This window comes from Rhodococcus sp. IEGM 1381 (assembly GCF_030056795.1).
Classification (GTDB): Bacteria; Actinomycetota; Actinomycetes; order Mycobacteriales; family Mycobacteriaceae; genus Rhodococcoides.
The window spans coordinates 1,710,006-1,735,010 of record NZ_JASHKQ010000001.1 but is presented as its reverse complement, the minus strand read 5'-3'; the positions used below and the strand labels follow the sequence as shown (position 1 = coordinate 1,735,010).

Annotated in this window: 13 protein-coding genes; 4 read left to right on the top strand and 9 right to left on the bottom strand. The window is 65.1% G+C overall.

The window, feature by feature from the left end; genetic code table 11:
• Positions 1-99 precede the first annotated feature (99 nt).
• The 6 genes from QM797_RS08115 to QM797_RS08090 form a co-directional block, all read right to left on the bottom strand.
• Positions 100-7,695 carry a non-ribosomal peptide synthetase gene (locus QM797_RS08115; protein ID WP_283274775.1) on the bottom strand — a complete coding sequence of 2,532 codons (7,596 nt, stop codon included), beginning with the start codon at positions 7,693-7,695 and terminating at the stop codon, positions 100-102.
• Positions 7,696-11,058, bottom strand: coding sequence for a non-ribosomal peptide synthetase (locus QM797_RS08110; RefSeq protein ID WP_283274774.1), 3,363 nt, complete (start codon positions 11,056-11,058; stop codon positions 7,696-7,698).
• Positions 11,055-12,707 carry a (2,3-dihydroxybenzoyl)adenylate synthase gene (locus QM797_RS08105; RefSeq protein ID WP_283274773.1) on the bottom strand — a complete coding sequence of 551 codons (1,653 nt, stop codon included), beginning with the start codon at positions 12,705-12,707 and terminating at the stop codon, positions 11,055-11,057. The genes QM797_RS08110 and QM797_RS08105 overlap by 4 nt, the downstream gene beginning before the upstream one ends.
• A 39-nt stretch (positions 12,708-12,746) precedes the next feature.
• Positions 12,747-16,241, bottom strand: coding sequence for a non-ribosomal peptide synthetase (locus tag QM797_RS08100; protein WP_283274772.1), 3,495 nt, complete (start codon positions 16,239-16,241; stop codon positions 12,747-12,749).
• A 154-nt stretch (positions 16,242-16,395) separates the two neighbouring features.
• On the bottom strand, positions 16,396-16,815 hold the full coding sequence (locus QM797_RS08095; protein ID WP_283274771.1) for an HIT family protein: 420 nt from the start codon (positions 16,813-16,815) through the stop codon (positions 16,396-16,398).
• A gap of 20 nt (positions 16,816-16,835) precedes the next feature.
• Positions 16,836-17,507 (bottom strand): hypothetical protein, encoded by a 672-nt coding sequence (locus QM797_RS08090; protein ID WP_283274770.1) that lies wholly within the window; start codon positions 17,505-17,507, stop codon positions 16,836-16,838.
• Between the two features lie 455 nt (positions 17,508-17,962).
• Between QM797_RS08090 and QM797_RS08085 the strand changes: the two genes are divergently transcribed.
• Complete coding sequence (locus QM797_RS08085; RefSeq protein ID WP_283274769.1) at positions 17,963-18,754, top strand: HAD-IIA family hydrolase; 792 nt, start codon at positions 17,963-17,965, stop codon at positions 18,752-18,754.
• Here QM797_RS08085 and purB read toward each other — a convergent pair whose 3' ends face one another.
• Complete coding sequence (purB, locus tag QM797_RS08080; protein WP_283274768.1) at positions 18,755-20,173, bottom strand: adenylosuccinate lyase; 1,419 nt, start codon at positions 20,171-20,173, stop codon at positions 18,755-18,757.
• A 170-nt stretch (positions 20,174-20,343) separates the two neighbouring features.
• Here purB and QM797_RS08075 point away from each other — a divergent pair, with 170 nt between their 5' ends.
• Positions 20,344-20,994, top strand: coding sequence for a DsbA family oxidoreductase (locus QM797_RS08075; RefSeq protein ID WP_283274767.1), 651 nt, complete (start codon positions 20,344-20,346; stop codon positions 20,992-20,994).
• Between the two features lie 153 nt (positions 20,995-21,147).
• Here QM797_RS08075 and QM797_RS08070 read toward each other — a convergent pair whose 3' ends face one another.
• On the bottom strand, positions 21,148-21,786 hold the full coding sequence (locus QM797_RS08070) for a TetR/AcrR family transcriptional regulator (protein ID WP_283274766.1): 639 nt from the start codon (positions 21,784-21,786) through the stop codon (positions 21,148-21,150).
• 60 nt (positions 21,787-21,846) lie between these two features.
• On the opposite strand from QM797_RS08070, the gene QM797_RS08065 reads away from it, so the two are divergent.
• Positions 21,847-22,857 (top strand): threonine aldolase family protein, encoded by a 1,011-nt coding sequence (locus QM797_RS08065; protein WP_283274765.1) that lies wholly within the window; start codon positions 21,847-21,849, stop codon positions 22,855-22,857.
• Here the strand turns inward: QM797_RS08065 and QM797_RS08060 are convergent.
• The gene (locus QM797_RS08060; RefSeq protein ID WP_283274764.1) at positions 22,844-24,001 is read right to left on the bottom strand and encodes a pyridoxal phosphate-dependent aminotransferase; all 1,158 of its coding nucleotides are present in this window, start codon (positions 23,999-24,001) and stop codon (positions 22,844-22,846) included. The two genes, QM797_RS08065 and QM797_RS08060, sit on opposite strands and share 14 nt — an antisense overlap.
• Positions 24,002-24,168: 167 nt before the next feature.
• Here QM797_RS08060 and QM797_RS08055 point away from each other — a divergent pair, with 167 nt between their 5' ends.
• Positions 24,169-25,005: a DUF559 domain-containing protein gene (locus QM797_RS08055; RefSeq protein WP_283274763.1), complete on the top strand. Its 837-nt coding sequence runs from the start codon at positions 24,169-24,171 to the stop codon at positions 25,003-25,005.

Genomic DNA, 25,005 nt, shown 5'->3' with positions numbered 1-25,005 from the left:
TGCTCGGTACCTCTCGACTCGACCACGCACTACGGCGTCCCACACCCGACCGGGTGAGGCGACTGACAAGGTAACACTAATGAGGTAATGCTTGCCTCACTAGCTTGTCGCGGTGTCGAGAATTCGACGCGTTGCCGACAACGCCTCATGCCAGAGCTTCGCGAGTTCCTCGACTCTGTCGAGCACCTCCTCGGGCCAGGTCATCGTCACCCCCAGTACCGACGAGCCATGCTCGTCGTGGATGTAGCTGTCCACGATCAGCGCATAGCTGCAGGGGGTGTTCACACCGGGGGTCGAATCGAGACTGCTGCGTAACCGGCTGGCACCGAACGGCCCGCCGGCCGCCGCATCGAAACGACCGAGGTAGTTGAATTCGATTGCTGCATCCAGACTTCCATGCAGCACGTCTTCGGCCTCGCCGCCCATCCACCGCAGCATTCCGTAGGTGGATCCATCCCCCGGCACGGACTCCCTCGACGCCTTGGCCGATTCTGCTAATTCATGCAGAACAGTTTCTGCAGCAGCGGGATTCGCCTCGTGCGCGATCAGTGTGCGGTGATCCCCACTCTGCGCGGTGATGCGCAGCGGGAACACTGCCGTGAGCCAGCCGACCACCGACGAACCATCCACACGATCGGAGGCGATTCCCGACCGTCCGTGCCCCTCCACGTCGACGACGAACGACTGCGGACCCGTTGCTGCGCTGTCGATCCACTCCGCCGTCGCAGCAGCGAATGTGGCCAACAACAGGTGTTCGACGGAGACGCCGAGGCGAACCGTGGCGGCCGACAACAGGTGCGCGCTCTCGTCCTCCCGCAGCACGAAGTCGACTGTGCGCACGCGGGCCCCCGTATCGACCGCCGGGTCGAGCGGACGCGTCGGAGGGATCGATGTCGCTCCGTCGCCGACGCTCGCCCAGTAGTCGAGGTCGGCGAGAACCCGAGGTGCGGTTGCGAGAGCGAGCACCTCGTGCGCCCACTGCCGCATCGACGGACCGATCGGGCTTCGCTCGGTGGCTGTCTGCTTCCACAGAGCGACCAGATCGGGCAACAAGATCCGCCAGCTCACGCCGTCGACCACGAGATGATGCAACGTGATCAGCAGCTCACCGGACGATTCGGGGTCGGTTCGGTGTCGCAGCCACACGATGTCGACCATCCTCGCGTCGGCCGGGCTCAATCGGGCACGCGCAGCTCGTGATTCGACACCGACACGGTCGGCCAACTCGGACTCGGTCAGTCCGTCGACATCGAAGATGCGAATCCACGGACGCACGTCGGCACCGTCCGGCAACACCGTGAAGATCGACTCGGAGCCAGGGTTGCGTTCGAAGCGCGAGTTCAGAATCGGATGCCGGTCGGTCAACAGCGAGACCAGCTCCGTCAGCGAGCCTTGGGTGAGCGACGCCGGAGCCTCCAGCAACACCGCCTGCGAGATCTCGTCGATGGGCCCGTCGAGTGCGTCCATCCACCGCACTATGGGTGTCAACGGCACGGTTCCGTACGGATCGATCGTGACGACTTCTGGCTGCGACCCTGTCGAAACGAGCTTTTCTGCAATGCCTTCCGGTGTTCGGAGTGACACGATGTGCCGCGGCGACACCGTGAGGCCTGCCGACCGGAGCCTCGCGGCCAGCTCCATCGCCATGATGCTGTCTCCGCCCAGGTCGAAGAAATCGTCGTCGGCACCGACCTCGGTCACGTGCAACACCGCGGCTGCGGCCGCGGCGATCTGCCGCTCCGCATCGGAATTCGGGGGACGCCCCGAGCGCGTCGCGAGCTCGGGTTCGGGCAATGCAGAAGCATCGAGCTTGCCGTTCGGTAGGACGGGAAACGCATCGAGCACCGTCAGCGACGCCGGCACCATGTACGACGGCAGCAGACCGCGCAGGCGAGCACGAACGACATTCGGATCCAGCGAATGTCCCTGTTCCGCCACCACATAGCCGGCGAGCACGGCATTCCCGTTCTCGGATCCACGCACCACCACCCGCGCGTCGGCCACGGCGTCGAACTCGCGCAGCCGGACCTCGACCTCGCCCACTTCGACGCGGTGACCGCGAATTTTCACCTGATCGTCCGAGCGGCCCCCGTACCGCAGTGTGCCGTTCTCGGTCCACGCGACGAGGTCCCCGGTCCGGTACAGCCGCGTCCCGTCTGCCGCGAAGGGATCGGCAACGAATCGGTGTGCCGTGCGCCCCGGCGCATTCCGGTATCCCCGCACGACGCCGGGCCCGGCGAGGTAGAGCTCGCCGAACACGCCGGGCGGCACCAGTCGCAGACTTCTGTCCAGCACATAGGCCTGCATGTTGGTCACCGGCCGGCCTATCACCGGATCACTCGACAGTTCGGTGGAGGTGTACACCGAATCGACCGTCGCTTCGGTCGGCCCGTAGAAGTTGTACGCCACCAGTGTCTGCCTGCTACGCAACCGATTCCACAGCTCGGCGGACACCGCTTCTCCCCCGACCCCGACCGTCGAGAGTGTGTCGATCGAACCCGATCTCAGCATCTGCTCGAGCAACGACGGCACGACCTCGATGAAGTCTGCCGACAGCGCAGTCAACCGTGCAGTCAGTTCCACCGGATCGAGAACTGTCTCGGGATCGATCAGATGCACTGTGTGGCCGCCGAACAGCCACAGCTGCGGCTGCCAGGACGCGTCGAAGGCCATCGACCACGCGTGCGCCACGTTCAGAGTCGACTTACCCGCGCGTCGGGCAGCCGGCTCGTGCACGTTCTCGCGATGCGAGTGGTACAGGTTCGTCAGGCCACGGTGTGGGACCAGAACGCCCTTGGGCACACCTGTCGTGCCCGAGGTGTAGATCGAATACACGGGGTGGTCGGGATGCAACGGTGCCCGCCGTTCGGCATCGGTGATGCCTACCGAATCAGTGGCTGAAGCAGCAAGCGATGCAACGGATTCCGCGGTCACCGTGACCACCGGCTGTGCGTCGTCGAGAATCTGGCTGGTGCGGTCGGCCGGCCAGTTCGGATCGATCGGCAGATATGCGGCCCCGGACTTCATCACGCCGAGGATTGCCGCCATCGTGATCACCGTGCGCGGGGCCACGACGGCCACGAGGTCCTCGGCACCCACGCCTGCATCGATGAGCCACCGTGCCGTTCTGTTGGACAAGCAGTCCAACTCGGCGAACGTCAATGCCGTGGCGGCGTCCTGAACGGCGATCGCGTCGGGCTGCAGCGCCACCTGCTCGGAAAAGAGTTCGACCAACGTTTCGGACGGATATCTGCGCGCGATGCCCGCCTGCTCGGCGGTGAGCCGGTGCGCCGTTGCCTCGTCCACGAGGGGCACCGACGCAATGAGTGGATCCCCCGCCTCGGCAAACGTCCGAAGCACCGCCGTCATGGCCGACGCCACCGCCCGTGCACGCTCGACCGATACTGCGTCGCTTCGATATTCCACCACCAACCGCAGTTCCTCGCCCGGAAACACCGTCAACGTCAGTGGGTAGTGCGTCACCGTGTGGAACCCGGCGACCGAGACCGAGAAGTCCTCGGTATCGACACCGGAGGTATCGGCGGCAGCGAAGTTCTCGAACACCACGAGGGTGTCGAACAGCGTTCCCACTCCGAGGGCCTTCTGGACGTCTGCGAGACCGACGTGATGATGTGCGGCCACGGCGACGGAGAAATCCCGGAGGCCCGCGAGAACCGACGACACGGTGGCGTCAGGCCCGATGTCGACGCGCACCGGGATGGTATTGATGAACAGCCCGACCATGTCGCCGACGCGGTCCAGGTCGGTCGGGCGTCCCGACACAGTGGATCCGAACACCACCGATCCGGAATCGGTGAACGCCGAGAGCACCACGGCCCATGCCGCATTGATCAATTCGCTCACCGTCACCGATCGACGACGAGCAGAGGCGGTCAGGCGTGCTGTGTCCTGCACAGCCCACCGCATCTCGATTTCTCGGGCCTCGGATCGCTCCTCGGACGGCGACGCGGTCGGGGCCAGGATTGTCGGCACCACGTCGGCACCGAGCGCTCGACGCCATACATCGATCGACGAGCCGTCCCGCCGCGACAGCCATCGAAGATAGTCGTCGAACGACGCCGGAGCCGGTAGATCCCGGCCACGGTAGAGCATGAACAACTCGGTCCCGACGGTCCCCATCGACCACCCGTCGACGAGAAGATGGTGCACGGTCAGCACCACGCGGTGTCGCTGTTCCCCGCAGTCCAGCAACAGAACTCGCACGAGAGGTCCGTGCTCGATGTCGAAGGTGCGTCGATCCTCCTCGACCAGGGCGCGCGCCTCGGCAGAAGCCGGATCCTCGACCGTGTGCCTGCGCACGTGCACTCGTTCCGTGTCGCGGACCGCGACGGTGATCCCGGAATTCAGGGTGAGAAAGCGTGAGCGCAGAGCCGGGTGGCGCTCGGACAATGCGTCGAGCGCGTCCTCGAGTCTTCCGATGTGTAGCTCGCCTCGTACCTCGAACTCGGTGGCGATGACGTAGATTTCCTCCAGTCCGTCTCCTGCAGCGACCGACTGGAATGCCAGCCCTTGCTGCAGCGGAGTTGCCGGACGTGCCTGCTCGGTATCGATACCGAGTGTGCGCAACTCGGTCAGGTCCTGTGCGTCCAGTAGCGGCGCAATGATCTTGGGTTCTATTGCAGCGCTTGCTGTTTCGGCGTTCCGAGCTCGGTCGACCAGTCCAGCGACTGTGCGGCACTCGAAGACGTCGGCGGTCGTGATCACCAATCCGGCACCCCGTGCGTGATGAACCATGGTGATGGCGGTGATGCTGTCGCCGCCCAACGCGAAGAAGTCGTCGTCGACCCCGATCGACTCGGCACCCACACGAGTCGCATCGGCGAAAAGGTCGACGAGGCAACGCTCGTCGTCGGTGGCAGCTGCTCGTGACCGGCTCGGTCCGTTCTCGGGAATCCCGCGCTGCGTCAGAGCCACCCGGTCCGTTTTGCCGTTGGGAGTACTCGGTAGGCGGTCGATCGCCACCCAGAACGCCGGCACCAGATACTCGGGCACCCGCCCGCGCAGGACGTCGCGTACTGCGGCTGTATCGACACTGCCGGGGGTCGCGTAAGCAACGAGCACGGTTGCGCCCGCATGGTCGGTCACTGCGACCACTGCACACGCATCCACGGATTCGATATCGACAGTGAGGTTTTCGACCTCCCCCAGCTCGACGCGATGGCCCCGGACCTTGACCTGCCGGTCGGCACGTCCCAGGAATTCGAGCGCACCGTCGTCGAGGATGCGGGCGCGGTCACCGGTGCGGTACATCCGGCCGCCGTCCCCGCCCGGGTCTGCAACGAACCGTGCGGCGGTCTCGGCCGGTCTACCGAAATATCCACGGGCGAGCTGCACCCCCGAGACGTAGAGTTCGCCGCCGATCCCTGTTCTCAGGGGTAGCAGTCGGTCGTCGAGCACGCCGAGGACCGTGTTGTCCACCGCCGTTCCGATGACGGCCGGGTCGCCTGCGACCCTGTGCACGGCAACGTCGCCAGCCACCTCGGAGGAACCGTAGGAGTTGTGCACCGACGCATCGGGGGTGGCGCGTCGGATCGCATCGATCGTGTTGCCGGTCAACGGCTCTCCGCTGAGAATCCAACTGGTCAGCGAACAGCATTCCTGCGGCGAGGTCGTCGCAAATGCCGCGGTGAGTGACCCGACGGCGGTGATCTGCTCGGCCCCGGATCGAACGACGAGCTCGACCAATGCCCTCGCATCGGCATACTCGTGATCCTGCGCCAACACCAGGCGTTGGCCCGCGAGAATTCCGGTCAGCAGTTCGGTTGCTCCGTCGATGAACGACAGTGAGCTCTTGGCAATCCGGCTCGTGGGACCGCCCCAGTACAGTGTCGCCCAGTGCAGACGATTGGCCAGCGCGCTTCTGGTTCCGAGCACTCCCTTGGGCATACCGGTCGAACCCGAGGTGTACACCAGATAGGCCCCGCAGTCACCTGGGATGCTCCGGGCGAAGGGTTCTTCCACCACCTCGGTAGTCGAGCTCGAATCGATTCTCTTCGCGGTCTCGAGAGCGGTCAGCGCCGTGGGGGTGGCGTCGTCGACCAACAGAATGTCGTGGCGAGAGTCTGCGAGCACGTAGTCGATGCGCTCACGCGGGTAGCGAATGTCTATGGGTACGAACACCGCACCCACGTCGAGGGTCGCCAGCAGCGCCGCCACCATATCGATGCCCCTGCCGAGAGAGATAGCGACGCGGCTCTCGGTCCCGATACCCCAGCTGCGTAGCCGGGTCGACACCTCGGCCACCCGGGATCGGAGTTCGGCGTACGTGATCGCCACATCGCCGACCGTCAACGCGATGCTCTCGCTCGACTGCGCAAACCTGTCGGCGAGGGCCATCTCCAGCGTCGGCGCTGCCCGGTCCGGACCCACACTGTATCCCTGGCCGTCGGGGGCCGAGAGAAGCTGCGGCACATCGACGTCCGGACGGCTCGTCATCCGGACGAGCATCTCGACGAAAGCCTCGGCGCACAACGTGGCCGAACGATGATCGACGGCTGCGTCGTCGTGCAGCACGAATGCCCACAGAGCAGGGTCGGGACCGACGATCAGAGCCATCGGGAAACTCATGTGAGCGCCCAGTACCGTGACCTCGTCAACGACCGCGCTCGCTTCGGAAGGCAGTGCCGGGTAGTTCTGATACACGACGATCGTGTCGAAAAGCTCACTGCATCCAACGGTTCCGGCGATCTCGGACAGTCCCAGAAATCGATGCTCCTCCAGGTCGAGGTGATCTGTCTGCAGGCGATCGACCACATCGGCGACGGACTCGCTCGTACCGAATCGAATCCGAACAGGCACGGTGTTGAGCAACAGACCGACCATCGCCTCCGCACCGTCGAGATCGAACGGCCTCAGGGATGCCGCCATTCCGAACGCCACGTCGCCTGCTCCGGTCCGAGCCGCGAGCATCGACGCCCAGGCAACCTGCACCACCACGTTCGTCGTCGCACCGCGGCTGCGCGCGTAGTTCGCCACGCGTCGTGCCAGCGCCTCGTCGATGTCGAGATCGATACGAGAGCACGAATTCGATTGCGGTGCATCGCCGGCGATCAGCGTGGGGCGCTCGAAGCCGTCGAGGTGATCCGCCCAGTGCGCCCTGGCCGCGTCGCGGTCCTGACCTGCCGTCCAGGCAAGGTAATTTCGGTAGTCGGGTGCCGGCGGCAACGCAGCCGACTCCCCGCCCTCGTAGAGAGCGATGAGCTCTCGAACGAAGATGGCCTCGGACCATCCGTCCATCAGGGCGTGATGGTAGGTGATCAGTACCCGCGGCGGCCGAGGGCCGGTCGAATACGCGAACCTAATCAACGGCCCGTCGAAGAACGCAAATGCGGCGGCCCTGTCGCGGCCGAGATGATCGTTCCAGTCACCTTCGACAGCTGTCAGCTCCGGTGTCGATGCGCGCGGAACCACCCACACCAGATCACCGTTGCGGCGCTGGCGCAGTAACGCCTTGATGTTCGGATGGCGCTCGAGTAGGTGCTCGAGAGCTCGAGTGAGGCGGTCGACTCGAACCGGGGCGGCCAGGTCCAACACCGTCTGCGAGAGATACGGATCCAGTTTCGCTGCAGCAAGACTCGACTGCAGATACATACCGACCTGCAGCGCCGTGAGCGGCAGAACCGCAGCGATCTTGGATTGCGGTGTTGCCGCGGTCTCGGCCGTCGTGTTCGTCACTCACATACTGCTTTCGAATTCGTCGAGCTCGTCCTGGGACAGATCCACGGTGGCCGCCTCGGCAGATACCGAGGGTCGGGCGGTGTCCTCGGTGACGAGCTCCGCCCCGAACATCCGCACCGTTCGTTTTCGCATCACCTCGCGCGGTGCCAGCGGGATGGACGCCTTGCGCGCCCGCGACGCCACGGCGAGTGAGGTGATGCTGTCGCCACCGAGGGCAAAGAAGTCGTCGTCGATGCCAACCCGGGTGACCCCGAGAACCGCTTCGACGATCTCGCACAGCATCGTCTCCACGGGAGTGCGCGGCGGCACGAACGTACCGCCTCCTGCCGCATCGACAGCCGGGAGAGCCCGTACATCGAGCTTGCCGTTGATGGTCATCGGAATACGCTCCAGCGCAGCGAACAACGTGGGAACCATGTACTCCGGCAACACTGCCGCCAACTCGTCTCGAATCGATCCGAACAACGCGGAACGGTCCTCGGACGCTACGCCGTCTGTGGGAACCACGTACGCCGCGAGCGCACGAGTACCCGCGCCGATCTCCACAGCCCGAACCACCGCGCCGGCAACCGCATCGCAGTTCGCCACTGCCCGTTCGACTTCTGCTGCCTCGACTCGATAGCCACGGATCTTCACCTGGTCGTCGGCACGGCCCAGATAGTCGAACAGGCCGTCTGGCCTGATCCGAACCAGATCGCCGGTCCGGTACATTCGCTCACCCGGTGCCCACGGATCCGCGACGAATCTGGTGGCCGTCTGGCCGTATCGGTGCAAATAGCCGCGGGCCAGTCCCACACCGGACAAGTGCAGCTCACCCACGGATCCCACTGGAACCGGTCGCAGCCACTGGTCCAGAACATACGCGCGGGTACCGAGGATCGGCCCACCGATCGACGGGCTGTTGCTCTGCCGCGTGCCGGCACCGAGCGCGTTGATCGTGTACTCGGTGGGGCCGTACAGGTTGTATCCAACGTCTCCCAGTTGCTGCCACAACGAATCGGGAACTGCCTCCCCGCCGAGGAGGACCAGTGGAATCCGATGCCCGTCGTGCTCGTTCAGCAGTCCCAGATCCAGCAGGTGCCCGGCATACGTGGGCGTCACGTTCACCACGTCGATCAGGTTCTGCTCGCAGTATCGCGCCAATGCCTCACCGTCGCGGCGCAATTCCTCGTCACAGACATGCACCTCGTGGCCTTCGACGAGCCACAGCAGCTCTTCCCACGACATGTCGAAGGAGAACGAGACGGTGTGCGCGATCCGCAGCGTCCGACCCCCGGCCGCGGCGATGGTGGGGACGAAGATCTCGTCTCGGTGGTTGATCTGCATGTTCGTCAATCCCCGATACGGGGTGACGACGCCTTTGGGCGTGCCGGTCGAGCCCGAGGTGTAGATGACGTAAGCCGGGTGCTCGAGGCGACCGGGTATACCGGGTGCGAACGGACCGTGGGCGAACTGCGAGGGGTCGACGCGGATCGACAATTCCGTTGCTACCGAGGGATCGTCGACGACCATCACGGCGGCGTCGGTCGTCAGTCCACGCGACTGCGTTTCGGTGGTCGTCAACAGGATCGCCGGCTTCGCATCCGCCAACATGACGTCGAGTCGATCGTTCGGGTAGTCCAGTTCGAGAGGGAGGTACGCCGAACCGGTGCGCAGTACCGCGAACAACGCCACCACCATCTCTATCGACCGCGGGAGCGCGAGGGCGACGATACGCTCCGGACCGGCACCGCGGCGCAGCAGAGCACCCGCACATGCACTGACCCGAGAGTCCAGTTCTCCAAACGTCACTCGTTCGTCTCCGAACACCAGCGCCGTCGTCTCGGGGACGGCCGCGGCGCGGTCTGCGAGCAACTCGGCGATCGTGGAATCGCGCAGCCGCTCCAGCCTGTCACCGAAACCGTTGTCTGCGATGCTCGCCGATTCGGTGGCCGGTGCAGGCCACCGTGAGATCGGCAGATCGGATCGCTCGGCAACGGTATTCAAGGCGTCCTCGAAAGAATCGAGCAGGTAGCTCGCCCTCTCGTCGTCCACCGACGTCGGCAGGTAGGTCACCGACAGGTTCAGTTCCATCCCGGGGTCGACGGCAATCGACACCGGGAACTCCGACCCGTCGACGGTCGAGATGTGCCGCACCTGCCGCTTCGGCGCGCCGGCCGCATCGGCTGCGGGACCGGCTGCGTTGCGCAGCACCAGCAGGGTGTCGAACAGCGCACCCGCACCGATCGCCTTCTGGATACCGCCCAGGCCGAGCGTGTCGTGCGGCATCAGATCCAGTCGCTGATCCTGCACCCGCGCAGCGATGTTCGCGGCTGTATCCGATCCCTGCGCCGTGACTCGAATCGGCACGGTGCTGATGAACGCTCCGATCGCGCGCTCGGATCCCGGCACCTCCATCGGTCGGCCCGCGACGGCGGTGCCGAAGACCACGTCGGATCGACCGGATACGCGCATCAGCACGCTTGCCCAGGCGGCAGCGAGCACCGTGAACAGTGTCGAGCCGGACTCGCGGGCAATGCTGTCGAGTCGGCCCGACGCCGCCGCCGAGAGCCTGCGTTCGATTCGCCGAGGGGGCTCGTCCTCGCCATCGGCCGCGCCGGCCACGAGTGTAGGGCTGTCGACATCGGCGAACCAGCGTTGCCATGCCTGCTCGGATTCGGAGCGGTCGCGAGAGATCAACCAGCGCAGGTACTCCCGATAGCCGTGATCGACGTGCGTGTCTGCGCCGTCGTGCAGCTCGAGAACACGAGAGACAAGCAACGCGGAGGAACCGCCGTCGAAACAGCCGAACCAGTAGGTCGTCAGCAGACGGTCGACGCCGCCGGGCAGGTGTACGAGAGTCAGCCTGAACAGTGGGGGTACGTCGATGTCGAATGCCCGATCCCGGTCTTGCGCGAGTACCCGGTTCCACGCCGCGTCCACCTCGTTCGCCGAGCAGCCACCCAGGTCGATCACCGTCAGTGGTGCCTGGACGAAGGACAAGACCACTTGGACCGGCCCCTCGCCCTCAGGGGTGACGAACGCCGTGCGCAGCGCCGCGGTGGTGTCGACCACCGATTGCAGAGCGCGCCGGACCTTGTCACCGTCCAGAACCCGATCGACCTCGACGACGGTGCGGACGGTGTAGAGCCCGGCGGCGTGTGCGTCGACGCCGACCTGATACACCAACCCGAGCTGCAGCGCAGATAGCGGCCACACATCGTCGATGGATCCGAATCGGGCTTTCAGCGAGTCGAATTCGGACGATTCGAGGTTCGCGAGAGGACCGCGCTCGACCTCGACGGTCTCGCCGCCCCGGGCGCGCCGGAGCCGATCCTGCAGCAGTCGACGCTTGACGTCGTCGAGATCCACCGGGTTCATCGACTCGCCTGCCGCTCGGCCGACTGCCTGACGAGCAACGCCTTGTCCACTTTGCCGATTGCCGTGACGGGAAGCGACGTTCGTGCCACCACCCGGTCGGGTAGCTTGAACCCGGCGCAGCCTGCGTCGGTCAGGAATGCCCGCACCTCGGCCACGGTCGGAACGCTGTCGTTCCGAGAGCTGCCGTTCGGCACGATCACAGCGCAGATACTCTCGCCCACAGCGGGATCGGGTACGCCTATCACCGCTACTCGGGCTATTCCGTGGTGCGTGAGCAACAGATCCTCCAGCTCGTCCGCCGCGACGTTCTCACCGTTTCGGGTGATGACGTCCTTGATCCGACCGGTGACGACCAGGTGTCCTGACGGCAGCGCGCGAACCTGGTCTCCGCTGCGGTAGAAGCCGTCGGGGGTGATGGCCGTCGTATTGTGCTCTGCCGCAGCGTAGTAACCGTTGATGGTGTACGGACCGCGGGTGAGCAGCTCGCCCACGTCGCCTGCCGGGACGTCGTTCCCGTCGGCGTCGACGATTCTGATCTCGTCGAACTCGGACAACGGACGCCCTTGGGTGCCGATCACCACGTCCGGTCCGTCGCCTGCCCGCGTGTAGTTCAACAGCCCCTCGGCCATCCCGAACACCTGCTGCAACCGGCACCCGAGGGCCGGCTCGACGAGCTTGGCGACCTCGGGCGTCAACTTCGCTCCACCGACCTGCAACAACCGCAGACTGGACAGGTCCGCCTCCTCCCATTCGGTGGCCTCGCACCACAGATGCGTCAGCGTCGGCACGAGTGCGGTCACCGTGACGCGATACTTGTCGATCAGCGCGAACACCTGATCGGGGCTGGCGCTACGGGAAAACACCACCGTCGCACCGACGCCGAGCGCACCGAGCAGACCAGGACACGCCAGTGGAAAGTTGTGAGCAGCGGGGAGAACGGCGAGATACACGTCCTCGGCCGTCAATTCACAGACGTCGGCGCTCGCCCGTGCGTTGAACTCGTAGTCGTTGTGGGTACGCGGAATCAACTTCGGCAGACCGGTCGTTCCGCCGGACACCAACAGCACTGCGACATCCGCGGCGGACGCACGTGGAAACTCCCGTGGCGCACCGACGACGGCAGCCAACGGACTGTGCGACCCGCTCGAACCGCACGAACCATCGACGAAGACGTCCCGAATGCTCGGAACCGACTCCACTGTCTCGTCGGCGAGCGCTCGGTAGTCGAAATTTCCGTCCCGCTCCGCGATGACGTACGCGACGGCCTTCGATGTGGCTGCAAGGTGGACGATTTCGCGGCGTCTGTGTGCGGGGAGAGTGAGCACGGGAACCGCGCCGCACTCGAGCAACGCGAACAGCACAACCGCGAACGACACCGAATTGGGCAGTTGCACCACCACCCGATCACCCGGCTCGATCCCACGGTCGGCAAACCCTGCTGCGGTCGTTCGTACGCGCGTGTGCAACTCGTCGTACGTCAGTGCCTCGAGCTCGTCGACGACCGCGCGACGAGAGCCGAACCGGTGTGCCCATGACTCGAATACTTCGGGGAGCGTTGTTCCGCGCCACAGGCCGGCGTCGAGGTACGTCTGGGCACGGCCCGAGTCGAACGGTACGAAGTCGGCATTGTGCTCGATGACTGTGTGCACTGTGGATTCCCGATCGTGGAAGGAGTGAGTGATGTCGAGTCAGGGCGTGTGCTGCTGATCGAGGGCCGCCAGCAGTTGGTCCTCCGACATGGATTCGATCGACACGTAGATCTCAGCCGTCGCCTCGAGCAGCTCGGTATCGCCTGCCGCGACGATCATCGACTCCGCCAGCCCCGATACCGTCGGGGCAGCGAACAGCATCCTCACCGTGACGTACGTGATGTCGAAGGCCGCGCGGGTTCGGGCGACGATCGTGGTCGCGAGGACGGAGTCGCCGCCCAGCGCGAACAGGGTGTCGGTGACCCCGATCTCGTCGACACCGAGCACCGTCTGCCAGATCGAGGCGAGTGCGCGCTCGAGGTGGGTTCTGGGGGCCACTCGCGCCCGCACCCGCTCGGTATTGCCTGCTGCGCGGCACTGTTCGACGATGGCCGCGGAATCGATCTTGCCGTTCACGGTGAGCGGCAAGGCCCGCAGTGCCACCGTCCGTTCCGGCACCATGTGTGCGGGCAGACGCTCGGCAGCCCTGGCGATGATGCCCGCAACGGTCTCGTCCGGGTCGGCGTCGCGATCGGCGAGCACCACTGCTGCCATCACAACTGCAGCTCCGACCCGGTCGACGACCGCTGCCGCAGAGGCGACCTCGGCGTCGTCGCACAGGACGGACTCGATCTCGCCGAGCTCGATGCGGAATCCGTTGATCTTGATCTGATTGTCCACGCGACCAATGAATTCGACCATGGGGCCGGTCTCGACCGTCGGGCCCGTGCCGTAGCGAACCAGATCGCCGGTGCGGTACCAGCGGTAACCATCGGCGTCGACGAAGCGCTCGTTCGTACGCTCGGGATCGCCCAGGTAGCCGTCGGCGAGACCGACGCCTGCGACCCACAGCTCGCCGGGTACCCAGTCCGGCACCTGGTGCCCACGCGCATCGACCACTCGAAGCGCCATGGACCCGAGCGGCACACCGAACGGGATTGTGCGCCAATTCGGATCGACGTCGACGACCTCGCAGATGCTGTTGTGGATCGCGGTTTCCGTAGCGCCACCGAGTCCGGCGAACCGGCATCCAGGAACCGCCGCTGTCAGCCGGCGGTAGAGGTCGATACCCACCTTGTCCCCGCCGAGCATGACGACCTCGAGCGAACCGCCCAGATCCTCACCGGTGGACAGGATCATGTCCAACAGCGGCGGTACGCAGCTGATCACCGTGACTCGACGCGCACGGATCAGAGTGGCCCAGCGCTGTGGATCCTTGCGCTCCTGTTCCTCGATGAGCACGGCCGTACCGCCGGCCGCGAACACCGAGAACAGGTCGAAGGTGCACAGGTCGAAGTCCAACTCGGACAGGCACAACGGACGGTACTCCTCGTCCAGCTCGAATCGTCCGATCAGGTCGCTGATCGTGTTCATCGCGGCGCGATGCGAGACCACGACACCCTTCGGTTCGCCCGTCGAACCGGACGTGAAGATCATGTACGCGGGAGCGGTGTCGGGTCCGAGATGCGGTGCGGGCAGAGGCTCCCCGAGGACGGCGTCGGCGACAGCGAGGCCGTCGTCACCCGATCCCCCGATCGTCACCGTGAAGCCGGCTCTACCAGCGATCAGCGCAGCCCGAGTCGCCGGTTGGTCGACGCCGATCGGCACGTACACCCCACCCGCGGCGAGCACACCGAGAACTGCAGCGACTTGGTCGGGCCCCTTCGGCAGCGTCACCCCTACGGTGTCGCCCACTGCAACCCCGCGATCCGTCAGCGCCGCAGCCACTCTCAGAGCGCGGTCGCACAATTCGCTGTAGGTCATCGACTCGTCGTCGCCCCACTCGAGAGCGATCGCGTCCGGTGTTCCGGCCGCCCGGTCGAAGAAGGCGCGGTGCAAAGTCCTGGTCCCGACCGTCGGCGACGCATCCGTGCGCGGTACATCGGCGGCCGGGGTCCGCGAGAGAAGTTGACGCGACGGAGCCAGCTGGCCCACCGGCTTCCTCCAGACGGCATCGTCGACGACGATGCTGCGAACGAGCGTCTCGAAGGCGTCGAACATCGCCTCGGGAACCCCTGGCAGGAACTCGTTCTCGCGAATGTCCCAATTGACCAACACACCGCCGTCGAGCTCGGTGATCTGTGCGTCCAGAACCACCTGCGGTCCCTGCGACATGATCCACACCGGGTCCCCGAACACCTCGCGCGCACGGCCGTCGAACAGCTCGCCCAATCCGAGTGCACTGGTGAAGACGACGGGAGCGAGTACCGGCTCCCCTCTGCGACGACCGAGGTCGCGAAGTACCTCCACTCCGGAGTAGTCGACGTGCGAGGCGTCTTCGTGCAGACGGGCCCGCAGCTGCCGGGACCGCTCCGCGAACGAAAGGTTTTCGCTCAGATCGACATCCAACATGACCGAGGACGAGAAGTCGCCGACCAGTTGACCGACGGCCGGGTGCGTCGGGGCACGGTCGAACATGGGGACATTGAGGATGAATCGCTGCTCACGCGACCACGCCCCGACCACCTCGGCGAAGGCCGCTGCCACCGTGACCGCCGGGGTGACGCCGTGCGCACGAGCCTGCGACTGCAAGTGCGAATACGCCTGCGAGTCGAGATGGAATGCCCACCGTGTTGCTACGGGGGAGCCTGAATCGCATTCGAGCAAAGGCAGAGTGGGCGCTCCGGGCAGAGAATCGAGTCGGTCGGACCAGTACCGTTCGGCCTGCGCCCGAGCGTTGCGGCGATCCTCCGGCCGGTCGGTGAGGTAGCGCTCGTAGCTGTAGTCGATGGCGGGGAGCGACCGGCCGTCGTATGCCTGCGCCAGATCTGCGACCAGGATGCGAAAGCTGACGGCGTCGCCTGCGATCATGTCCATGTCGAGATGCAGCCGAGTTCGACCGTCCGGCAGCAGCGACAGATCGGCCGAGAACACCTCTCCCGCTTCGATATCGAGCATGTGATGGGTCAATCGTTGTCGAGTTCGTTCCAGTTTCGCCGCTGCGTCGTCTGCGCGCCGCAGATCGTGGACCGTCAACCCGCGCCACCCCGGGGTGGACTCGATCACTTGCTGTCCGTTGTCGGTGATCCGAGCCCGCAGCATGTCGTGCCTGCAGGCCACGCCGTCGAGCGCGTTGCGCAGTCGATCGGGATCGACCCCTTCGCCGTCGAACTCGGTGTACAGATGCGGAGCGACGCCGCCGAACCGCTGCTCTGCGCTGCGGCCGATCCAGTAGGCGTGCTGGAGCACGGCGAGATCGAAGCTGCCGGTGTCGAGCCGGTTCGACTCCGATGTGCGGGCAGTGGGCCCGGGTGCCGGTTCGATTGCTGCACCGACAAGTTCGGACCATGCCGAGACCGTGGGCCGCGCAGCAAGATCGGCGAATGTCACCGCCCTACCCTGTTTGCGGAATCTGCCGACCAGCCGCATCAGCACGATCGATTCCAGTCCCAACTCGAACAGATTCGCATCGAGCGACACGGCCTCGGGCTCGGTGCCGATCAGTTCTGCGACCTGCGCCCGCAGTTCTTCGGTCCCGATTCCGTGCGGATCCATCCGGTGTGTCCCTTCGATCGGCTGCGCTCTGCGTCGTACTGGGAGCGACCAGGAGGTTTACCACCCAATGAGCATAAGGAAAGGCTACCCTCGCTTAGTCGACCCTGAGCAGGCTAACACTTCGGGTAGGGCCGAGGGGGAAGCTGCCGGCGGCTCAGCTCAAAACAGCCGCAATCTCCCCCGCTTGCCTGTCGAGCTCGGATCGCTGCGGCGACGCCGGCCGAGCCCGCAGGCCGAATCCGTCGCCGATCATGCGCGGGATGACGTGCAGATGCACGTGGAAGATTTCCTGACCAGCCACGGTGCCGTCGGCGAGGAACAGATTCACCCCCGCGACGCGCGGATTGCTCGCTCGCACAGCGGCGGCCACTTTCTGCCCGACGACGAACAGGTGCGCGCCGACTTCCGGTGGCAACTCCGCCAGAGTCCGGAACTGCTCCCTGGGCACCACCAGTACATGTCCACTGGTGAGCGGTCGGATATCCATGAACGCGACGACCGTCTCGTCCTCGTGGACGCGAGAGGACTCGGCCGTCCCGGCAATGATCTCGGCGAAGATTGTGTATGGGTTCACAGTCCCAAACTCTAAGGTGCTTACCCCCTGTCGATCTCCGCCCTGGGGAACGGCGTCACTTCGGTGTCGTCGACGAGGCTGCGATGAAAGGAATTCAGCACTGTTGTCGGGCGGATGTGACGATCGACGAATGCTTCGATTGCCGGCGACATGCCCTCGGGGCGCGTTCCCTCGATCCAGCTCTGCGGCAGGGCGTCGCGTTCGCTCTCACTGAATTTGTCCGCGACCAGCATTCGGAGCAGCTGACCGGCGGTGTAGACACGGTCGTACGACAGGTGGTGGGAGAGAAACGTGGCCTCGTGCGTAGACAGGTCGAAGATCGAGCTCGAGGCGAGTCCGAAATCTGCACAATAGAGTTGCTGCCCATCGGTCAGGATGTTGGCGAAGTGGGCATCGAAATGGACGAAGCCGTGTGCACTCGTGAATTCGGTCACCTGCGCGGGTGCGTTCTCGGCCCACAGGAAGACTGCTTCGCCGTCGGAACTGTTGCGCTGCTGGGCAATCCATTCGCCAAGAGTGTGCGGTATGTGTTCGAGGAACACCACCACACTGTGCTTGCACGTGCCGATGGCCTCCAACCGACTCCGTATTGCGGGCGACCCCTCCCAATAGGTCACCGCGCGTTCCAAGCCCCCGAACTCGTCGACGAATCCTTCGGGGGCAGAGTCCGAGAGAATGCGCCAGTGATACATCAACGGGTCCAGGAAATTCCCCGTCGAGCACCCACTCGGTGGTCATCGTGTGAGCGGCGAGTTCGCGCCAGGCACCGAAACCGGACGACCCTACCCCGTACTGATAGAACGTCGGGAGCTCGAACAGGTTCGCCGTCGAGAACCTGTTCTGCGGCAGCATCTCGATGTCGGTCAGAGGGATTCGTTCGACGAAGACCCGGTCGCCGTCGACGTCCATTTCCATCGAGCGACCGCCGATTCCTGTTCCGAGCGGAGTAGCCGTCGCCACTGCCAGCGCGAGTTCTCGGTCGCTCATCGACGACAGGAGTGCACTGGCAGCCGTGTGGCGGGCAGACGCTCGACATGTCGTGCATCCATCGGCCGGCTCCTCACTGCCTGCATCGGGGCGCTGTCGACCCTACGTGGACGACATGGCTGAGGCTGCAGGCGTTCGGTAACCCGACTACTGTTTGCCGATGGGTATCGGCGGGGTTCTTTTCGACATCGACGGCGTTCTGGTGACGTCGTGGCAGGCGGTGCCCGGGGCCGCGGAGACGCTGAAGTTTCTGGACAGCAAGGACATTGCCCGTGCGTTCCTGACCAACACGACGTCGAAGACCCGCGGGCAGATCGCGACGGCGTTACGCGATGTGGGGCTGGACGTCCATTCCGACGAGATCGTCACGGCCGCGTCGCTCACCGCCGATCATCTACGCGAGAACTATCCGGACGCGCGGGTGGTGCTGATCAACAACGGTGAGATCGCCGGCGACATGCCGGGAATCGAGTTCGTCGACGAGACGTCCGAGGATCCCGACGTCGTGGTGGTCGGCGGTGCCGGGCCGGAGTTCACCCACGAACGCCTCAGTCGCGTCTACGACTGGCTGTGCCGCGGCATACCCGTCGTCGCGATGCATCGGTCGTTGATGTGGAGCACGGGAGCCGGTCTGCGCATCGACACCGGCATGTATCTGGCCGGAATGGAACAAGCGTCGGGCCATACCGCGAAGGCCATCGGGAAGCCGGCTCCGCTGGGCTTCCGGACGGCATCCGATCGGATGGGCGTCGACCCGGACGATGTCGTGATGGTCGGCGACGACCTGGACAACGACGTGCTCGCCGCCCAGGTCGTCGGCATGACGGGAGTGCTGGTCCGCACCGGGAAGTTCCGTCAGGATGTCCTGGATCGGCGCATCACGGACGAATTCGCGATGGAGCCCGACCACGTGATCGACTCCGTCGCCGACCTCCCCGAAGTCCTTGCTTGACTAGAGAATCGGCGACGGGCTGTAGGACGCGCCGGCCGGGAATTTCGAGATCAGCCGCTCCACAGACGAGACGACAGCACTGACCTGGGCGTCGGACGCACCGATGAAGGCGGTCTTGTCTGCCAGTGCAGCATCGAGGGCAGCGCGGTCGAGTGGGAGTCGATCGTCGGCGGCCAGTCGGTCCAGCAAGTCGGGTTCTTGTCCCTGCTCGCGCATCGCCAGTGCGACGGCCACGGCGTGTTCCTTGATCGCCTCATGCGCGGTCTCGCGTCCGACTCCCGCGCGCACGGCGGCCATCAGCACCTTCGTCGTCGCGAGGAACGGCAGGTATCGGTCGAGTTCCTTGGCGATGACGGCCGGGTAGGCACCGAATTCGTCGAGCACGGTCAGGAAGGTCTCGATGAGACCGTCGATGGCGAAGAAGGCGTCGGGCAGGGCGACACGGCGCACGACGGAACAGAAGACGTCGCCCTCGTTCCACTGTGCACCGGCGAGCTCGGCGGCCATCGATCCGTAGCCGCGCAGCACCACTTGCAGGCCGTTGACGCGCTCGCACGAGCGGGTGTTCATCTTGTGCGGCATCGCCGACGAGCCGACCTGTCCCGGCTGGAACCCCTCGGTCACGAGTTCGTGGCCAGCCATCAGTCGGACGGTATGCGCGAACGACGACGGACCGGCACCCAACTGGACCAACGCAGAGACGACCTCGTGATCGAGCGAACGAGGATAGACCTGGCCGACGCTGGTGAGCGTGTGCCGGAAACCGAGGTGATCGGCGACGATGCGCTCGAGCGCGACGAGCTTGGCGGAGTCGCCGCCGAACAGGTCGAGCATGTCCTGCGAGGTACCCATCGGGCCCTTGATCCCGCGCAGTGGGTAGCGAGCGATCAGTTCCTGAACCCGGGCCAGGGCCAGCAGCAGCTCGTCGGCCGCGGAGGCGAAACGCTTACCCAGAGTGGTGGCCTGAGCTGCGACGTTGTGGCTGCGGCCGGCCATGACGAGCGAGGAGTATTCGGCAGCGCGCTCGGCCAGCCTCTTGGCAACCGCAACACCGTGCGCATGCACGTGTTCGAGCGAGCGCAGGATCTGCAGCTGCTCGACGTTCTCGGTGAGGTCGCGACTGGTGAGTCCCTTGTGGATGTGCTCATGGCCGGCGAGGGCGTTGAACTCCTCGATCCGAGCCTTGACGTCGTGCCGAGTGACCCGTTCGCGCTCGGCGATCGACGCGAGATCCACCTGGTCGACGACGGCTTCGTAGTCGGCAATCGCAGCGTTGGGGACGTCGACTCCGAGGGAGGACTGCGCGCGCAGCACCGCGATCCACAACTGTCGTTCCAGTGCGATCTTGTGCTCCGGAGACCACAGCGCCACCAGCTCGGGACTCGCGTAACGGGTGGCCAGGACATTCGGAATGCTCACGAGCGTCCAGCTTACGTGGCGCAGTTGTCGGTCTCGGAAGACGACTGCACTGTTTCGGAAGTGGACTGCATCACCGACCTCCCGCGATCGCACGCGCGTCTCGTTTCATTCGCGCGAGGGAGAGGTTGCTACGTGGAATACCCGCAGCGCGTTTCGATGTTGCAGCCCTCGTGAGCCGAACAGTGAAGGTCGACATCTGGTCCGACATCGCCTGCCCGTGGTGCTTCGTCGGCAAGCGCCGCTTCGAGGCAGGCGCTGCAGAGTTCACCGCCGGAGGCGGGACGCTCGAGGTGGAGTTCCACTCGTTCGAGCTGGCACCCGACACACCGGTCGACTTCGACGGCAGCGAGGTCGACTTTCTCGTCTCCCACAAAGGTATGCCGGCCGCCCAGGTCACGCAGATGTTGGGGCAGATGACCGAGCTGGCCGCAGGCGAGGGGCTCGCGTACGACTTCGAAGCCTTGCAACACACCAACACCGTCAAGGCGCACGAGCTCCTGCACTTCGCCAAGTCGAAGGGCAGGCAGGTCGAGATGAAGGAACGGCTCCTGGCGGCCTACTTCGAGGAGGGCCGCCACGTCGGCTGCGTCGATGACCTCGCCGAACTGGCCTCGGAGGTCGGTCTCGACCGTGACGAAGTGGTCGAGGCGCTGAAGTCCGAGGAGTTCCTGCCAGCAGTGCGCGCAGACAAGGAGCAGGCCATCGCCTATGGGATCAGCGGTGTGCCGTTCTTCGTGATCGACGGACGGCTCGGTGTGTCGGGCGCGCAGGCCCCGTCGGTGTTCGCCGAGGTCCTGCAGAAAGCCGCTGCCCGCTCATGAGCGGTCCATTGGAGATCTTCGGCGACGACCACGGCCCCGTCTGCGAGGACGGCGTGTGCAAGGTGCCACCGATCCACGACGCCGACTCCGGCGAGGCCGACTAGAACCAGTTGGGGCCGAACGTCTCGGCACGCGTTCGCCCGCAGGAGCGAGTCAATCGGCCGGCACCTTTTCCGCCGGTGCCACGATGTCGATGACGGCCAACAGCATGCTTCGCGCCATTTCCCGAGGATCGGGGTCCACTTCGCTGAGCGCGCCCACCACTGCTCCGTCGACCACCGCCACAAGTCGTCGTAGCTGCTCTTCCTGCACGGTTCGGCCCGATCTACGCAGCACGTCGGTGAGCAGATCGTCGATCTGGGCGCGCAGCCGCAGTTGTACTTCCCGCAGTTCGGGATGCCGGGCCGAGGCGATGAAGCGCTCGTATCGTGCGATCAGTTGCTCGTGGCCGTCCTGTGGCCCGATGAGCAGGTCGACGATGAGGTCGACCGTCGATTCCATTTCGTTCGAGCACTTGCCCTCGTCCTCGATGCGACCGCGCATGACGTCGATCTCACGTGTTCCGACTACGTCGACAGCCGCGGCAACCAGGTCTCCCAGGGACTCGAAATAGTAGGTGGTCGAGGCCAGCGGGAGCCCGGCCCGGGCGGCCACCGACCGATGCCGAACCGCGTCGAAGCCACCCTCGACGAGGAGGTCCGCAGCGGCCGACGCCAATGCCTGGCGGCGGCGCACCCCCTTCGGAGTCGCACCCGACACCTTGTGCTGCGCCTCGGTCGGACCTGCGGACATCAAGTCATCGTGCCAGCTCGAGGCCGTTCGTCGGACTGCTTTCGCGCTATGGAATTGTCAATGGTCGTGGCACATCGAACGATCGACCTCCGCTCCGACACCATCACCCGGCCCGATTCGGTCATGCGAAAAGCCATGGCCGACGCCGAAGTGGGCGACGACGTCCTCGATCACGACCCCACGATGGCCGCATTGGAAGAGGCAGTCGCAGGCATGCTCGGATTCGAGTCGGCGCTGTGGGTCCCGTCGGGGTCGATGGGCAACATCATTGCGCTGATGCTGCATCTGCAGCGCGGCGATCGATTCCTGGCACCCGAGCATGCGCATGTGCTGGGATCCGAGCTCGGCACCGCCGCGTGGTTGGCAGGCGGGATGCCCGACGCCCTCCCCCACGACGCAGGCCCCGGCCGTCCCCTCGCGTCGACCGTTCGCGCCAAGGCCGGCGGCGCAGGGCCGTACTTCGCGCTGCGGACTACGTTGCTCTCGCTCGAGAACACCCACAACTTTGCCGGCGGTGCCGTGTTCGGACCGGACGAATGGTCCGAACTCGTTGCTGCCGCACGTGACTCGAACCTTCGCATCCATCTCGACGGTGCCAGGTTGTGGAATGCTGCTGTTGCGCTCGATGTTCCGATTGCGTCGTTGACGGCCGGTGCCGACACGGTGCAGGTGTGCTTGAGCAAGGGACTCGGTGCACCCGTCGGTTCGATGTTGGTCTCCGACGCCGCGCGAATCCACGAAGCGCGACGCGTCCGAAAGATGTTGGGCGGCGGCGTCCGTCAGGGTGGCGTCCTGGCCGCGGCCGGATTGGTAGCCCTGGGTCGCATCGGTGATCTGGCCACCGATCATGCCAACGCGGCGACTCTCGCTCGCGGGCTGCGGGATCGGGGCTGGGACGTGCCGGACCCGGAGACGAACATCGTGCTCGTATCGGTCACCGACCCCGTGCAGACTGTGGCGGAGCTGGCCGAGCTGGGTATCGCCGCGGTGACCGTCGCGGGCAAGGTGCGCTTCGTGACCCACCGTGACGTCGACTCCGCAGACATCGACGAGGTACTCAGCAGGCTGTGAACAGGCGGAGTCGCGCCAATGCCTCCTCGACGTCCGCGGTGGTGCCGGCGAACGAGAACCGCACTGTGTGGTTGCCGCGGACGGTGTCGAAATCCACGCCCGGTGCCAGTGCAACCCCGGTCTCGGAAAGAACTCGCGCACACCAACTCCGCGAGTCGTCGGTGAGGTGTGCGATATCGGCGTACACGTAGAACGCACCGTCGGCCGGCGCAAGATCAGTGATGCCCATGGCCGGCACACCGTCGAGCAGAATTCGGCGATTGACGGCGTAGCGCTCGACGTGTGAATCCAACTCGACGCGCGATTCCTCGGTGAACGCCGCAATGGCGGCAACCTGCGAGATCGCCGGCGGGCAGACCGTCATGTTCGACGCCAATCGTTCGACGGCCCTGCGCAATCGGGCCGGCAGCAGCATCCACCCCAGCCGCCAACCCGTCATCGAGAAGTACTTCGATACCGATCCGATCGCGACGGATTCTTTCGATGTCTCCCATGCGCTGGACGTGTGCGCATTGCCGTAGGAGATGCCGTGGTAGATCTCGTCCGAGATCAGCAGCGTTCCGTGCTCGTCGCACCAGCGCGCAATCGCGGCCAGCTCATCCGCGTCGATGATCGTGCCGGTGGGATTGGCGGGGCTGGCGATGATCAACCCGGCCGGCGGCTCGGGCAGTTCCTCGAGCATCGCGACGGTCGGTTGGAACCGCGTCTCTTCCACGCAGTCCAATTCGACCACCTGACAGCCCAACGCCGCCAACGTGTTTCGATAGGCCGGATACCCAGGCCTCGCCATCACGACGGTGTCTCCCGCGTCGAACGCAGCGAGGAACAGCAGAGTGAACGCTCCCGACGAGCCGGTGGTGATCACCACGTCGTCGGCGTCGACGGTGATGCCGTACCGCGCACTGTGATACTCGGCGATTACGCGGCGCAGCGGCAGAAGACCGAGCGTCTCGGTATACCCGAGCAGATGCGCGTCCAAGGCCTCCCGGGTGGCGCGCAACACGGGCCCGGGTGCCCGGGTGGATGGCTGACCTGCGGCGAGCGAGAGTACATCGCCGTGAGTGCGTGCTCGCTCGGCCGCTGCCGCGAACACATCCATCACATGAAACGGCTCGACCTTCGATCGCTGCGATTCATTGTGCATTGTATCGACACTACTGACCTCACCGCCCACAATTCGCACTACCACACGGCATACCGTCGGAGCCTTCGCGAAGTGTGACCTGAGGTCAGTTATCCACAGGAATCAAGGCTATCCACAATTCGCGAATCTCTCTCCCGCGACGACTATTTCGACGCAAGGCTGTGCGGATGACGGTATACACGCAACTACAACTACTCGATTCGGGACTGACCAGAGGAGCTATCACCTACCGCACCAAGACCGGAAAGTTGACGCGGATACTGCCTGCCATCTACTGCACCGGCGAGCCCGATTTCCGCGACCGGTGCGCCGCGGTCACGTTGTGGCAACCGAAAGCCGTTCTCAGCCATCTCACTGCGGCGTGGTGGTGGACCCTACTCGACCACGAACCGGACCAGGTTCACCTCACGATTCCTCGCTCGACGAAACGGGCAGGCCCGCCATGGGTTCGCCAATACCGCCGAACCCTGATCGAGTCCAGCTACGTCGATCTGCTTCCCGTTGTCACGATCGAACAGTGCATCATCGACGCTGCAGCCATGTTGCCCAGGACTGCATTGGAGCGATTCTTCGACGCCGCACTCACGCACAAGGTCAGCTGGCGGGTGGTTGCGCTGCAGTGTGAGAAGTCTGCGGGGATGGCCGGGATTGCAGCGGTGAGAAAACAACTACGCGTGTGTTGTCCACGCACCCTGTCCGAGCCCGAGCGAATAGTGGCGCGCGCCCTCACAGCGCGGGGCTACCACTTGGAAATCAACGCCGAGGTGGGCCGGTACTTTGCAGACCTGATGGACCGGAGGTCACGGGTGATCGTGGAGATAGACGGCCGTGAGTTCCACACAGAGTCCAAGGTGTTCACCAACGATCGAGTTCGGCAGAACTCCCTGCAGCTCGACGGTTGGTTGGTTCTGCGTTATTCAGCAGCAATGGTGATGAGCAACCTCGCGTACGTGGTGGACCAGATCATCGATACGGTGCGTCGACGCCGGAAGGCACTGACCTGA

What these genes read in the sequence shown, in the direction of transcription:
- QM797_RS08085 (WP_283274769.1), top strand. Translation starts at nt 17,963, where the DNA reads ATGGGTATCGGCGGGGTTCTTTTCGACATCGACGGCGTTCTGGTGACG.
- QM797_RS08110 (WP_283274774.1), bottom strand. Translation starts at nt 11,058, where the DNA reads ATGAACCCGGTGGATCTCGACGACGTCAAGCGTCGACTGCTGCAGGAT.
- QM797_RS08090 (WP_283274770.1), bottom strand. Translation starts at nt 17,507, where the DNA reads ATGTATCACTGGCGCATTCTCTCGGACTCTGCCCCCGAAGGATTCGTC.
- QM797_RS08100 (WP_283274772.1), bottom strand. Translation starts at nt 16,241, where the DNA reads ATGGATCCGCACGGAATCGGGACCGAAGAACTGCGGGCGCAGGTCGCA.
- QM797_RS08065 (WP_283274765.1), top strand. Translation starts at nt 21,847, where the DNA reads ATGGTCGTGGCACATCGAACGATCGACCTCCGCTCCGACACCATCACC.
- QM797_RS08070 (WP_283274766.1), bottom strand. Translation starts at nt 21,786, where the DNA reads ATGTCCGCAGGTCCGACCGAGGCGCAGCACAAGGTGTCGGGTGCGACT.
- QM797_RS08055 (WP_283274763.1), top strand. Translation starts at nt 24,169, where the DNA reads ATGACGGTATACACGCAACTACAACTACTCGATTCGGGACTGACCAGA.
- QM797_RS08060 (WP_283274764.1), bottom strand. Translation starts at nt 24,001, where the DNA reads ATGCACAATGAATCGCAGCGATCGAAGGTCGAGCCGTTTCATGTGATG.